General features: G+C 40.2%; 14 protein-coding genes. 13 read left to right on the top strand and 1 reads right to left on the bottom strand.

Annotated elements, in window-relative coordinates; translation table 11 throughout:
- The first annotated feature begins 208 nt into the window (after positions 1-208).
- The 7 genes from ATG70_RS14445 (at position 209) to ATG70_RS14415 (ending at position 6,308) form a co-directional block, all read left to right on the top strand.
- A complete protein-coding gene (locus ATG70_RS14445) occupies positions 209-970 on the top strand; it encodes a DeoR/GlpR family DNA-binding transcription regulator (protein ID WP_098444973.1) in 762 nt (253 codons plus the stop codon).
- Positions 971-1,167: 197 nt separating this feature from the next.
- A complete protein-coding gene (locus tag ATG70_RS14440) occupies positions 1,168-2,175 on the top strand; it encodes an LLM class flavin-dependent oxidoreductase (RefSeq protein ID WP_098444972.1) in 1,008 nt (335 codons plus the stop codon).
- An 85-nt stretch (positions 2,176-2,260) separates the two neighbouring features.
- On the top strand, positions 2,261-2,611 hold the full coding sequence (locus ATG70_RS14435) for an IDEAL domain-containing protein (protein WP_098444971.1): 351 nt from the start codon (positions 2,261-2,263) through the stop codon (positions 2,609-2,611).
- Between the two features lie 70 nt (positions 2,612-2,681).
- On the top strand, positions 2,682-3,098 hold the full coding sequence (locus tag ATG70_RS14430) for an RrF2 family transcriptional regulator (RefSeq protein WP_098444970.1): 417 nt from the start codon (positions 2,682-2,684) through the stop codon (positions 3,096-3,098).
- A gap of 70 nt (positions 3,099-3,168) precedes the next feature.
- Positions 3,169-3,666, top strand: a complete 498-nt coding sequence (locus ATG70_RS14425; RefSeq protein ID WP_098444969.1) for a Crp/Fnr family transcriptional regulator — start codon at positions 3,169-3,171, stop codon at positions 3,664-3,666.
- A 102-nt stretch (positions 3,667-3,768) separates the two neighbouring features.
- Complete coding sequence (locus ATG70_RS14420) at positions 3,769-4,404, top strand: nitroreductase family protein (RefSeq protein WP_098444968.1); 636 nt, start codon at positions 3,769-3,771, stop codon at positions 4,402-4,404.
- A gap of 149 nt (positions 4,405-4,553) precedes the next feature.
- The gene (locus tag ATG70_RS14415; RefSeq protein ID WP_142329585.1) at positions 4,554-6,308 is read left to right on the top strand and encodes an ABC transporter ATP-binding protein; all 1,755 of its coding nucleotides are present in this window, start codon (positions 4,554-4,556) and stop codon (positions 6,306-6,308) included.
- 35 nt (positions 6,309-6,343) lie between these two features.
- Here ATG70_RS14415 and ATG70_RS14410 read toward each other — a convergent pair whose 3' ends face one another.
- Positions 6,344-7,696 carry an alanine/glycine:cation symporter family protein gene (locus ATG70_RS14410; protein WP_159784818.1) on the bottom strand — a complete coding sequence of 451 codons (1,353 nt, stop codon included), beginning with the start codon at positions 7,694-7,696 and terminating at the stop codon, positions 6,344-6,346.
- Between the two features lie 198 nt (positions 7,697-7,894).
- Between ATG70_RS14410 and ATG70_RS14405 the strand changes: the two genes are divergently transcribed.
- From ATG70_RS14405 to ATG70_RS14380, 6 genes are all read left to right on the top strand, one after another.
- Complete coding sequence (locus tag ATG70_RS14405) at positions 7,895-8,662, top strand: SDR family NAD(P)-dependent oxidoreductase (protein ID WP_098444965.1); 768 nt, start codon at positions 7,895-7,897, stop codon at positions 8,660-8,662.
- A 413-nt stretch (positions 8,663-9,075) separates the two neighbouring features.
- Complete coding sequence (locus tag ATG70_RS14400; RefSeq protein WP_098444964.1) at positions 9,076-10,998, top strand: endonuclease MutS2; 1,923 nt, start codon at positions 9,076-9,078, stop codon at positions 10,996-10,998.
- Positions 10,999-11,102: 104 nt separating this feature from the next.
- Positions 11,103-11,474, top strand: coding sequence for a VOC family protein (locus tag ATG70_RS14395; RefSeq protein ID WP_098445836.1), 372 nt, complete (start codon positions 11,103-11,105; stop codon positions 11,472-11,474).
- A gap of 118 nt (positions 11,475-11,592) precedes the next feature.
- Entirely contained in the window at positions 11,593-12,060 is a 468-nt protein-coding gene (locus tag ATG70_RS14390) for a divergent PAP2 family protein (protein ID WP_098444963.1), read from the top strand.
- 241 nt (positions 12,061-12,301) lie between these two features.
- Positions 12,302-13,405 carry an NADH:flavin oxidoreductase gene (locus tag ATG70_RS14385; RefSeq protein ID WP_098444962.1) on the top strand — a complete coding sequence of 368 codons (1,104 nt, stop codon included), beginning with the start codon at positions 12,302-12,304 and terminating at the stop codon, positions 13,403-13,405.
- A gap of 201 nt (positions 13,406-13,606) precedes the next feature.
- Entirely contained in the window at positions 13,607-14,653 is a 1,047-nt protein-coding gene (locus tag ATG70_RS14380; RefSeq protein ID WP_098444961.1) for a GGDEF domain-containing protein, read from the top strand.
- Positions 14,654-14,731: the final 78 nt, after the last annotated feature.

Genomic DNA, 14,731 nt, shown 5'->3' with positions numbered 1-14,731 from the left:
CCAGTTATCTTGTAAATATTTAAAATAATACATTATTTCGATGTAAAGCGCAAAAGGATATTTCGAAGCTGGGATTAAGAGAGGAGAAAAGAACTTATTACTTACATTTACTTATTCATGAGTAAATATAATTAATAATACTTATTTACTATTGATAATAAACTTATAAAAACTTACAATGTAAGTGGATGGAAATGGGGGTGTACTGATGTATCAAGAAGAAAGAATGCTAGCGATTCTGGATTATTTAAAACAATATGAACGGATTTCAGTAGAACGTATTTGCGAGCTATTTCTCGTATCAAGAGATACGGCTAGACGTGATTTAGTAAAGCTAGAAGAAGAAGGAGCGGTCACGAGGACAAGGGGTGGCGCTGTGCTTCCTGAGTTACGTCATGAGATCCAGTCTTATCACGATCGGCTGAAAGTGGTTTCTGAAGAAAAACAGCGAATCGGAAAGATGGCTTCAAACTATGTGAATCCGGGAGACGTTGTTATTCTTGATGCATCTACGACGGTTCAAGCATGTGCCGAATTTCTTGTGGAAAAGCAAGCTACTGTTATCACAAACTCTATTCACCAGGCGGATATATTATCAAATGGAGCGTACCTCGATATTCATCTTCTCGGGGGAAAACTAGAGAAGGATCATCGTTTTCTTTATGGATCTGCAGTCGTCGAAAAAGTCGGCTCGTATAATGCCGACATTGCTTTTATTGGTGTCATCGGCATATCAGATAATGGATTAACAATTGCTCATGAAGAAGACGGCATGGTGAAAAGAAAGATGATTCAACAATCTCACTATGTGATCGCTCTTGCTGATAATTCAAAGTTTTACCGTTCGGAATTTTTTACATTTGCACAGCTGGAAGACATTGATTTGATTATTACGGACGAACTTCCAGAAGAGAACATTCAAACAATGCTTCGCAATCACCAAGTTAAGCTTGTTGTTGCAGAAGAGTAAGTTTTTTTGTAACAACCTCAAATATAGCTTATTTAGTTAAAAACGGACTGGCGTAACCATTTGGGCGTGACAGTCCGTTTTTTTGTTTGCAAAAAGGGTAACAACTAATAACGGGCAAGCAAATTAATTGGTCTACCTTTTTTCTTTTGATAAGATTAACTGTAATGATATTTTTTACATTAAAGGAGTGACGAAATATGAAATTGAGTGTACTTGATCAATCACCTGTTTCAAGAGGCAATACGCCTACTGAAGCACTTAGAGAAACAACGACACTTGCCAAAGAAACAGAAAAGCTAGGCTATCACCGTTTTTGGGTATCTGAACATCACAGCACGAAAAGCCTTGCTGGATCTAGTCCTGAAGTCCTTATTTCTCACCTGGCAGCGAATACAGAGCAGATGAGGATCGGTTCTGGAGGTGTATTGTTACCACATTATAGTCCGTATAAGGTAGCGGAAAACTTTCGAATGCTTGAAACCTTAAATCCAAACCGCATTGACATTGGGCTTGGACGTGCCCCAGGAGGTATGCCGAATGTTACAAAAGCCCTGGCTGGGGGAAACAGTATGGGGATGGACAACTATTTAGAGCAGGTTAATGAGTTAGCCGCCTATCTAAATGGGGAAGACCCACAGAGAATGAACGTACGGGCAACACCCCTTGGCAGTACGACACCTGAAATGTGGTTATTAGGGTCAAGTGGGGCTAGTGGAATGATGGCTGCCCAGCGAGGACTAGCGTTTACCTTTGCGCATTTCATTAATGGATATGGTGGGGCGAACGTGGTTGACAAATACCGTTCTCGTTTTGTACCATCTGAATTTAACGAGGAGCCTAAAACAAACGTTGCGATCTTCGTCATTTGTGGTGAAACAGAAGAAGAAGCAGAATATCTTGCTTCTAGTTTGGATTTATCGATTTTATTAATTGAACAAGGGAAATCAGGAGACGGATTTCCATCCCCTGATGAAGCACGAAGCTTTCCATATACCGTGTTTGATAAAGAGCGGATTCGGGAAAACAGAAAAAGAATGATTGTAGGTAATCCGACCCAGGTGAAACAGCAAATAGAGGAATTGGCTAATCAATACCAGACGGATGAAGTGATCATTAATACCATTACACATGATTTTCAAGCCCGACTGAAGTCGTATAAACTACTTGCAGAAGCATTTCAATTAACTGAAAGCGTCTCTTCTTGACAAAACGAACTGTAATATTTAAAATTACACTATACCTTGACTCAGTTGGAACACAAACTAGTCTTCCAAATAAGGAGGTAATAAAATGATGAATCAACTACATCAACAAACACAATACCAAAAAGGTGATTGGGTAAAAGGAAAGTCAGTCCATGATGAACTCATTCATGGCTACGTTGAATCTGTTAATAATTATCTTGGAACGATTAAAGTATTTGTTCTAGAATGTGATAATCCAGAAACTGTTGGAAAAGTAATTGAAACTTTCCAGAATCGTATTTCGCAGCTGGAAGAACCTGATTTAGAGCAGGATGAATCCTTCTTGTTAAATCTTATTGAAGTTGCCTTGATCACGAAAGACAAGGAATGGTTTATGGAACTTTCGACACAACTAAAAGAACTTCGAAATGAGTCGGAGGAAGTAGTTCCCTGTTAAAATTTTCTTGCCAGCAATAAATGAAATACGATAGGATGGAAGTGGAAGAAAGTGTTGGGAGGCGCTGCAAATGAATAGTGATTTTACTCTCGCCGTACACAGTCTGGCTTTACTCGCAATTAAGCCAGGGCAGATGGCAACAAGTGATTATCTTGCCGGAAGTGCTTCGGTCCATCCCGTTCGTATGAGGAAAATTCTTAGTTTACTCAAGAAAAACGGATATATCGTTTCAAAAGAAGGTGCTGGTGGAGGTTTTACGTTATCTTGCCGAGTGGAAGAAGTAACGCTTGATAAGATCTATAACCTCACTTCTATCGGTTCACTTCAACCAAGGTGCCCTGATTCGAATGAGTACTGTCTTGTTGGAGCGAACTTGTCAAATGTACTTGGCGATATTTTTACAGATGCTGAGAACCACTTAACAGCATTCTTGAAACAATATACGATTCGTGATATTATCCAAAGCCTGAAGCAAAAACAATTATAAACGATTGTTTTTGTTTTATATTGTAACTGTAATAAAAAATATTCCAATAACCTAATGGGGGTGAGCAGACATGAGTACAAGTCTGGTGGCAAAAAACGAAAGTAAGCTTAATATGAAAGATTGGAATCGATTAGAGAGATCGGGTCAGTTAATGAAGCGAAACAAAAGTAGGTTTTTGATTAAGCCAGAGCATACAAATCGTGATGTCTACATTATTAGAAGTGGAAGCATTGCAATTTATCATGCTGATAATATGGAAGAGCCGCTTGCCGTTCTTGGGGCAAATGATGTTCTCGGAAACCGCTCGATTTTTGTACATCAAAATTTGTATGCCAAAACGGTTACTGATGTTGAGCTCATTCAATTAGATCAAACGTCTTACCGTGCACTATATTTAGCTTATCCTGAATTAGCAATCAAGTTAACAGCTGAATTATCTAAGCTAAAACTAACGCTGGATTTTCCAGAAAGAAAAGCACCTTCGTTTATCCAACATGTGAAGAGTGGGGTTCAAAACTGGGTAAATAAAAACAATGGCAAGAAGGGTAGATACTGCCACAACTGCTAGCAATTTCTGTTTTCTAACTGTAAATAAATGTGTTACTGTATAAATGGTGAAGAAAGTAGACAAAGAGAAAATTATTGATAGGTTCAAAGGAGAGAAACAAACATGTCGGTAAGTGTACAGGAAAATCAAAGTGTTTTAGATGTAATGAAAGATCGTCATTCTGTACGAAAGTTTGAAAAAGGTGTCAAGATTCCTGAAGATGTGATGAATGAAATGCTAAATGCTACGATTGAAGCACCGTCTTCATGGAATCTACAACATTGGAAATTCCTTGTTATTGAAAGTGACGAACAGAAAGAAAAGCTTCTACCGATTGCTTTTAATCAACAACAAATTGTTGATAGCTCAGCTACCATTGTGATCCTTGGTGACCTTGAAGCTAACTTGCATGCAGAAGAAATATATGGCCAGGCTGTTGAATTAGGTTATATGGACAACGCTGTGAAGGAAACGCTAGTTGGTCAAATAAACCGTGCATATGAGCGAGAAGGATTTGCATTAAGTGAAGCGATCAAAAATAGTTCACTAGCTGCTATGCAGTTGATGCTAGCTGCAAAAGCAAAAGATTATGACACAGTTGCAATGGGCGGATTTAATCCAGTTGCACTTGTTGAAGAATTTAACATCCCTGCACGGTATGTTCCGACGATGCTTATTTCTGTTGGGAAAGCCGCTGCTGAAGCGCATGGAACAGGACGTTTCCCAATTGAGCGCATGGTAGTGAAAGAAAGTTTCTAATTGAAGATGAATGAAAAAGGAAGGGCAGCGTCCCTTCCTTTTTCTATTGGGGAATAGTAGATGCGTGACGGTACATCTAAAACGAATTTATCTTCATGATTTTATTTGTAAAGACGGTATACTAAGAAGAGAGTACAAGGGGGATGAGAATGGCAAAGGTAGTCGATCAAGATAAAAAGATGAACTGGCGTGGGCTTTCAAAACTAATCCGAGATACAAACCCGTCGAAACCTCTCGTAGCAGCAGCCATTGCGATGAGTACGATTGGAACGATCGCTGGATTAATTGTTCCATTTTTTACGAAAAATCTAGTGGATCAGCTTTCAGGAAGCACGCTTTCATCAGGGGTTATTACGTTATTAATTGCTGCTTTTATCGTTCAAGCGATTTTTTCGGGTTTATCCATGTATTTGCTCTTATATATCGGTGAAACAGTCGTGGCTCGTTTAAGGGAGCGTTTAATGAAGAAAGTGCTTTCTCTTCAAGTTGAGTACTTTGATCAAAATCGTGTGGGCGATACGACGAGTCGGATTGTAAACGATACAGGGGTTATCAAAGATCTCGTATCAAATCATTTGATTAGTTTGTTAACGAGCACGCTCTCCATTGTCGGTTCGATAGGGATTTTACTTTACTTAGATTGGAAATTAACGGCGATCTTACTTGCTGTCGTTCCAATTATGATGATTGGCATTCGTTTTATCGGAAAGAGAATGTATAAAGTATCAAAAGGTTTGCAGGAAGAAACGGCCAAATTCACGGCAACGATTACTCAAGTGTTATCAGAAGTTCGGCTCGTGAAATTCTCCATGGCAGAAAATGTGGAAGAGGAGAACGGAAAGAATGGCATAAAAAATGTTTTTGGCTATAGTATGAAAGAAGCAAAAATTTATGCGCTCCTCATGCCTCTTATGACACTACTGTTGATGGGGGTGCTCGTCATTATTGTTGGATATGGCGGCGTACGTGTGTCGACAGGAGAATTAACGGCAGGAGAACTCGTTGCCTTTCTTTTATACTTGTTTCAAATCATTATTCCGTTTAGTTCGATGGCGCGTTTTCTAACAGCCATTCAAAAAGCGATGGGCGCAACAGAACGTCTCCAATTCTTACTTGATCATGAGAGTGAAGAGCGACTAAATGGAGAAGAAGTCAAAAACCCGGCACAAGTCCTTTCATTTAATAATGTTGAATTTTCATATGGGAAAGAAATGGTCTTGAAAAAAGCATCTTTTGAAGTGCCACCAGGTAAGGTTACAGCTATTGTTGGGCCTAGCGGTAGCGGAAAAACAACGACTTTTTCTTTGATTGAACGCTTTTATCGACCACAAGAAGGAGAAATTAAACTAGGAGATAATGAGATCAGTCGCTTTTCACTTGTGTCCTGGCGGAAGCAAATCGGCTATGTCTCACAGGAGAGTCCACTCATAGCCGGAACGATTAAAAAAAATATTGTATATGGGTTGGAGAAAGAGGTTTCGGATCAGGATATTGAAGTCGCAGCCAGCCAGGCATATGCCCTTCCTTTCATACAGGATCTTCCGAATGGACTTGATACTGAAATTGGCGAAAGAGGAATCAAGCTTTCAGGTGGTCAACGCCAGCGGATCGCCATTGCTCGAGCAATTGTACGAAATCCATCTATCCTTTTGTTAGACGAAGCGACGTCTAGTCTTGATAGTACGTCAGAAGTTCAAGTGCAACGTGCCTTAAACAATTTAATGAAAGATCGAACGACAATTGTGATTGCTCATCGTCTTTCAACGGTTGTCCATGCAGATCAAATATTGGTAATGGAAAATGGAAAAGTATCCGCTCAAGGTACTCATGAAGAATTGTTTATGAACAGCAATCTGTATAAGGAACTCGCGCAACAACAGTTTCAAATGGAAGAAAGCTCATAAGAAAAGGTGTCGGGGGCATTTCCCCCGACACCTTTTTAATTTGAAACGCCTGTGGAATGCGCCTCACGTTTTTCTTCCTTTACTTTCTCAAGGAAACGTTTTGTCTCAGCAACCACAACCCCAGATAGACCGAGTAGGCCAATTAAGTTTGGTAGTGCCATTAAGCCATTGAAGATATCTGCAAGTAACCAAACAACGTTTAGTTTTAACGTTGTTCCTACAAAAACGGCTAATACGAAAACGAAGCGATAATATTTGATCGATGCGTCTCCAAACAGATATGAGAAGCACTTTTCTCCGTAATACGACCAGCCAAGAACAGTAGAATAAGCAAAAAGAATAAGACCAATCGTAACAATAAGTGCACCAGGAACGCCAAGGAACTTTTCAAATGTTGCCGTTGTTAACGCAGCACCATTCAAGTCGCCTCCGTAAAGGTCTCCCATAACGAGCGCGATTCCAGTGATGGAACAGACAACAATCGTATCAATGAAAACCTGGGTCATTGATACAAGAGCCTGACGACCTGGATAATCGGTTTTCGCAGCTGCAGCAGCAATTGGAGCGGAACCAAGCCCAGCTTCATTCGAGAATACACCACGCGCTACACCGTAACGAATAACGGCACCAATCGCACCACCAGCAGCAGCTTCACCTGTAAAGGCATCTGAGAAAATAAGCGATACAGCAGCAGGCACAAGCTCAAGGTTCATGAAAATAACAACTAGTCCTCCGATAACATAAAATAAGGCCATGACAGGAACGAAGTAAGCTGTTACTTTACCAATGCTTTTTATTCCACCAAGAATAACCATTCCAGTGAAAAACATTAAGACAAGACCGGTAATCCAAGGTGCAATACCAAAAGTAGCCACTGCATCAGCAACTGAGTTGGATTGCACCATATTACCAATACCAAATGCAGCAAAAGCACCAAAGAATGCAAAGATCATACCAAGCCATTTCATATTAAGGCCTTTATCAAGGTAGTACATCGGTCCACCTGACATTTCACCTTTTGCGTTCACAGAGCGGTATTTAACTGCGAGAATGGCTTCTGCATATTTTGTGGCCATTCCGAAGAGCGCGCTGATCCACATCCAAAGAACAGCACCAGGTCCCCCCACGAAAACCGCTGTTGCAACACCGGCGATATTACCTGTTCCGATTGTAGCAGCAAGGGCTGTCATTAAAGCCTGGAAATGAGAAATATCCCCTTCAGATGTTTTATCTTGCTTCTTCGTGAAGGCTTGCTTCAACGCATATGGAAGCATGGTGAATTGGAGAAAACCAAGACGGATCGTGAGGTAAATACCCGTTCCAACGAGCAGGATGAGCAAGGGCCACCCCCACACGAATCCACTAATACTATTTAATGCTGCTTCCAATAAGAACTCCTCCTTTATGTATGTTAATACTAAATATTCTAACAAATTACCACAATAACCTTTATAATACAAAATAATTTTTTTCTGAAAATTGTCGAATGATAGAAAAAAAGCGCTTTCTTGTTCGATGTAATGCATTTGAGTCGAAGAAAATAAATTTCTTTTGTATGGTAGAGAAAGTAGAGGAGGAGGTTGAAAATGAAGTATTTTGATCTATCAAACAAGCTAGCCGTCGTTACGGGTGGAGCAAGAGGGATTGGAAAAGCAATGGCTCGTGCTCTCTCTGAAGCTGGTGCTAAAGTTGCTATAGTAGGACGAACCTCAAATATACTTGAAGAAACGGCAGAAGAATTAAGCAAAGAAACAAATGGAACAGTTCTTCCATTTGCTTATGATGTTACAAAGGAAGAGAGTATTAAAGAATTCGTAACTGATATCCATGAGAAGCTTGGTTCGATTACTATTCTTATTAATAATGCAGGTAAAACGGTGCGTAAATCGATCGAAGAGTTGGAACCTAGTGAATGGGATGACGTGATGGAAACAAATGTGAAATCTGTTTATATGATGACAAGAGCAGTTCTCCCTGATTTGAAAGAACAACAAGGATCACGAATTATTAACATTGCATCGATGGCAAGTGAAGTTGGCCTGCCATTTTCCACACCTTATGGCCCAAGCAAAGCGGCAGTTGCACAATTGTCGAAACAGCTAGCACAAGAGCTATCTCCGCTTGGCATTACCGTGAATGCGATTAGTCCTGGTTTCATAAAAACACCATTTAACGAAAAAGCGCTTGAGAACCCGATCCTTTTAAATAAAATTAAGAACAGTAATCCGATGCATCGTATTGGTCAATTGGAGGAGCTAATTCCTGCTGTTCTTTATCTCGCTTCACCTTATTCTAGCTATACAACAGGGCAGAATCTTATCATTGATGGTGGGACAACTTCTCACGCCTTTTAAATCTGGGCTTGAAAGAAGTGACACCCTCCCTTATAATAAGTGTAACCTGAAAAGAAAAAGGGGAAAAGTTTATGTTATCGGTGATTCTTAACTAACGTAATTTTATAGACAGTATGGTTTTTAAAGACGCATAAATACTATGCTTATTTAATTATGCCTTCTGTCAATTTAGTTAAGAACACAGATTAAGCTCATGAATGATGACGACCATTCCAGCTGCGCCTCTGTGCGCGGCTTTTTATATGCTTTTTTAAGCATGGGAATGGGGAAGTCTACCCTTTTATAAAAGAGCTACGAGTGAACCTGTGTTCATTTGTAGCTCTTTTTTTCGTTGAAGGAGAAAGGGTGTGTATGTATGTTAATTGAACAAATGCTTTATCGGAGAAATAAAGAACAATCTAGGAGGAAGAAAATTGAACGAACAAACGATGAAAACACTTGAATTTGATAAAATTCGGAGCGAGATCGCCTACTATGCGCTTTCTGAAGAAGCGAAAGGTGAGATTCAGAAAATGAAACCCTCACATGATAAGCATGTGGTACAAAACAGATTAAATGAAACAACCGAGGCAAAAGGCATTATCCAAAAGAGTTCAAGCGTTCCTCTTCATGGTCTTCATGGCATTATTCAAGTGATGAAGCAACTAAACAAGGGAGTTGCATTACGACCTGACCAGCTCACAACCGTACTTGATTTGATTGAAAGTGGGCGGAAAATGAAGCAGTTTATGGCAGGGAAAGAGTGGTTAGCTCCTACGATTTCAAGCTATGTGCATTCTCTTTATGAACTGACGGATCTAGAAGAAGAGTTGAAACGAGCGATACGAAATGGAGAAATTGACGATCTAGCGAGTAAAGAGTTAGGTAGAATAAGAAAGAAAATAACTGTATATGAAGAAAGGGTGAAGGAGAAACTCAACCAAATTTTGCGCTCATCATCGAAACGAAAAGCTCTCCAGGATACCATTATTAGTGATCGTAACGGTCATTATGTTGTAGCAGTGAAAAAGGAATATCGTAAACAAATCAAAGGAACGGTACATGACCAATCGTCAAGTGGGTCGACCGTATACATTGAGCCAGAAGAAGTTCGGAAAGTTCAAGTAGATTTAAATGAATTAAAAGCAGATGAATACCTAGAGGAACAGCGCATTCTGAGCAGGCTAACTGGAGAAGTGGAGCGATATGCACAGGAGATCTCCATTAACATTGAAACGATGACGCACTATGATTATATTTTTGCCAAAGCTAAATATAGTGTAGCGATTGATGGCAGTCAAGTTCAGCTATCACCTGAGCCGATGATTGAACTACGCAATGGTCGTCATCCTTTATTAGCAAAAGAAGCAGTTCCTCTAACTCTTGAACTTGGGAAAGGGTATAAAGGTTTAGTCATTACAGGCCCTAATACAGGAGGGAAAACCGTTGCCATTAAAACAGTCGGTCTTCTTGCGATGATGGTGCAATGTGGCTTACACATTCCGGCTGAAAAGTCTTCTTTGTTTGGAATGTTTGGTGCCATTCTCGTTGATATTGGCGATGGACAGAGTATTGAACAATCGTTAAGTACCTTCTCTTCACGAATTTCGAATATCATTACCATTTTACAAGATGCTGGACCTGATGCTCTTGTCATTCTAGATGAACTTGGTTCAGGCACAGACCCTGGTGAAGGGATGGGAATTGCTGTATCGATTTTAGAACAATTAAATCGCCTTGGCGCAACCATTCTTTCTACGACGCATTATAGCGAGATGAAGAATTTTGCATCTGCCCATCCTGATTTCGAGAATGGATCCATGGAGTTTGATCCAGAATCCTTGCGGCCAACGTTTAAGCTTCGCATAGGCATACCCGGTGAAAGTCAGGCATTCGCAATTGCACTTCGGCTTGGCATGCATCCTGCCATCATTGAACGGGCACATGAGATTACGTATCAGGAGAAGCAAACTTACGATAAGCGAGATCAGCGCGATTGGCACTATGAACAACAGTTGAAAAGTAAAAAGGTCGATGATCAACCGCGACGGCAAAAAGTACAGGTTGAAAAGCACTTTGAACAGTTTGCCATTGGAGACAGCGTGGCGATACCTTCTATGGAGGAAAAAGGAATTGTTTACAAACCGATTGATGAGTTTGGGAACGTGATTGTCATGATGAATGGCAAAAAAGAGACGATTCATGCGAAGCGATTAAAACTCCTTCTGCCTGCAAGCGAACTTTACCCTGAGAATTATGATTTTGATATCCTTTTTGAATCGGTTGAGAACAGAAAGAAAAAGAAATTGATGAATCGAAAGCATGTGGATGGCTTGAAAATTGATTATGAAGAGTAGTGAAAACCCTACAAGCGGAAATCTTACTTCATGTTTGAAAGAAGGTAAGAAACGTGGAAATGTAGAAGAACGTTTGTAGCAACTAGTAGGAGGAGGTAGAAATGATGAATTTAGGGGCTTTTTCTGTCAGTTTAAGTGTGAAGGATATTGAAGCGTCAAAGAATTTTTATGAAAAATTAGGTTTCCAATCGTTAGGGGGAGATATCTCTCATAATTGGCTGATTATGAAGAATGGAAGTACAGTTATTGGCCTTTTCCAAGGAATGTTTGAGAAAAATATGCTTACGTTTAATCCTGGTTGGGATGAGAACGCTGAAAACCTTGAGTCGTTTACGGACGTCCGAATCCTTCAAAATAAGCTAAAAGAAAACGGTGTAAAAATCCTTTCTGAAGCGGATGAATCAAGTGAAGGGCCAGCGAGTTTTACAATAGAAGACCCTGATGGCAATCCTATTCTTGTTGATCAGCATAGATAAAAGCAACTTGTTTTCTAAATTAGCACTCTCTCTGCGTAGAATTCCTCTGAAAAGGGTAATGCGTCTAATAGAACATTCTGCTCGGGCAGAAAAGATAGCAAAGTGGAGGATGAGAGAGATGCAAAAAATGAACAGAGGAATTTTAACGGCGGTTTCGTCAATTGCGATTGCTCAAGGATTGAAGATCCTAACGCATAAGAAGTTATCAGGAGAATGGGATTTGAAACAGGTCGCGACAACCGGTGGAATGCCGAGTTCGCATTCCGCTGGTGTTGCAGCCCTTACTTCTTACATTGCATCACACAAAGGGTCTCGTCATACAGAAACGGCTCTTGCGACTATTTTCGGGGTGATTGTGATGTATGATGCTCAGGGAGTTAGGCGTCATACTGGAGAAATTGCTGCTCTAGTAAACGACTTAGAAGATAACCTGGCGACAATCTCTGGTGATTACCCCAGTATGCAATTCGTGGAAAGAGAAAAAGAGTTGAAAGAGCTTCTTGGACATCAACCTGTTGAGGTTCTGGGTGGAGCCATATTGGGGGCAACTTTAGGCTTTCTTTCAGCTAAATATGAGAATAAGTAGTTGAGACAGGAAATCATAGGTGCTTTGCCTATGATTTTTTTGTGATTTGGCAGATCGCGGAATTAATTTAAAAATCGCGGAAATAATCGACTTTTCGCGTAATTATGGTGAGTAGCGCGGAATTAACAGCATTTTTCATGAACAATAACGTCACGAGCACATCACACAAACAGATTGCTTTCATTTAAAATGTGACTTTGAAATAATATAAAGTGCACGAAGGATAGAGGAGGAAACCAAATTGACACACACAACAAAAACAACCGAAGCGTTATTCAAAACGTTCAATAGTGAGAAATTAACTTTAGAAAATCGTACGGTTATGGCTCCAATGACGAGAGGTTTTTCACCAGGAAATGTACCAGGTGAAGATGTAGCTGCCTATTATCGCCGTAGAGCTGAAAATGGTGTTGGATTAATCGTCACAGAAGGGACAGGTATTAACCATCCTTCTTCTGTTTCAGGTGCAAGTATTCCAGTATTTCATGGTGAAGAAGCACTTAATGGCTGGGAGAATGTCGTCAAAGAAGTGCATAAAGCTGGCGGTAAAATTGCCCCTCAGCTTTGGCACGTTGGAATGACTCGAAAAATGGGTGAACTGCCAAACGAAGAAGCACAACCAGTTGGCCCATCAGGTCTAGCACTATCCGGTGAGAAAGTAAACGAGCCTTTAACTACAGAAGAAGTTGAACAGCTCGTTGAAGCTTACGCTCAGGCGGCAGCAGATGCTAAGCGACTCGGTTTTGATGCGATTGAACTTCACGGAGCACACGGTTATTTAATTGACCAGTTTTTCTATGAACAAACAAATCAGCGCACTGACCGCTACGGTGGCGATCTTGTAGGGAGAACACAGTTCGCAGTTGAGATCATTGAAGCGTGCCGTCGGAAAGTTGGTCCAGACTTCCCGATTATTTTCCGTTTTTCTCAATGGAAAATGCACGATTTTAAAGCGAAGCTTGCCACTACACCGGAGGAATTAGAACAGTTCCTAGCGCCGCTCGTTGAAGCTGGAGTGGATATTTTCCACTGTTCAACACGTCGTTTTTGGGAGCCTGAATTTGAAGGTTCCGAATTGAATTTAGCAGGTTGGACGAAGAAACTGACTGGTAAGCCAGTTATTTCAGTAGGATCTGTTGGACTTGATGGCGAATTTACAAGCTTCTCAGGTGCCAATACAACGAGTCTTGATGGCTTGATTGGAAAGCTAGAAAATGAGGAATTTGATCTTGTTGCCATTGGTCGCTCTTTATTAATGGATCCTGAATGGGTAAGCAAAGTACGCGATGGGCGTGCAGATGACCTTTTACCATTTGATAAAGAAGCTTTGCAAAAATTATACTAAATAAGTGAAGAGGTCATCCCCCGACTGCTTATTATGAAACCAAGTATTTCTCCGGAAGGAGTGATACTTGGTTTTTTCATAACAGATAGAATAAGGACATGCTATTATTTTCCAAAAACGATAAAATAGGTGTAGAATCAAGGTGTAGAATCTTTAAGTAAGAAACAATAAAAATAATCATTATGGATGTGACACGGCCCGATGCAATCTTTATTAGCTAATTTCTCAATCTTATTGTTTATGCATCTTTGCATTCAAAGCTTATACTATCTCGCCTTTCAAAAACGGTGGCCCAATTACGTTGTTGCAGTCTCGCATATCCTGATTGTGGCAATCGGTATTATCTGCCTCTATATGCTTCCGGTTTCGTTAGACGGTTATCTGTTCGATTTGCGAACCATTCCAATGGTGATACTCGTTTTGTATCATGGCTACCAATTTGGCATTCCCGTTCTTATCATCATTATCTTAGCTCGGTTTGCTTTTCCAGGTGAATTTATTTACCTCGAACTCTTTTTCACCTTGTTAATCCCGACCTTTGTAACCATGCTAGTACGAAGGAAGCTTGTTCAAAACCTTACATATTTAAAGCTGTTTTTTTATTTTATTGGCATCTGGTTTATTTCGGATGCGATCGTTGGCCATATTATTTCAGAAGACATTACCGTCTATTCGTATTTAATGCGGTTTATTTCCTTTCAGTTATCTGCGCTAATCATGTATTTCTTTATACAAATGAGTACAAAAAATCTTGAGATGAGTGAGCAACTTCGTTTTTATGCTGAACACGACTCTTTGACAGGCCTTTTAAACCTTAGAAGTTTTCTTAAAAAAGCGAGAGACCATGAGAGTCATTTATTGAAAGTGGTGGCCATGCTTGACCTTGATTTTTTCAAACAAATTAATGACACATACGGTCATTTGAATGGCGATCGTGTTCTTGCTGATTTTGCCGCTTTTCTTTCAGAACAGGATGATTGGCTTGTTGGACGATACGGAGGAGAGGAATTTATTGTTATGCTCGAAGCGGCTACGAAGGACGAGGCTTACAATCGGATGAAAACCTTGCAGCGAAGTTTGAGTAAACAGCAATTCATTACTGAAATGGGAGAAGAAATACAAAATGTTTCGGTTTCCATTGGACTAGCTGAACTCGACCAACAAAAACCTCTCATGACATCAGTGGAACGAGCAGACAAGTGTCTTTATAAAGCGAAGAAAAATGGGCGAAACCAGGTCTGCTTTTAGCACTTTGCACATTCGTTGGTTTAAAAAGATGAATTTGCGGAATATAACAAGTGTGAAGGTTTTTAAAGGAGGACGAAT

It is taken from the genome of Bacillus sp. es.036, assembly GCF_002563635.1.
In the GTDB taxonomy this organism is placed as follows: domain Bacteria; phylum Bacillota; class Bacilli; order Bacillales; family Guptibacillaceae; genus Guptibacillus.
This window is presented reverse-complemented; position numbering and strand designations above follow the sequence as displayed.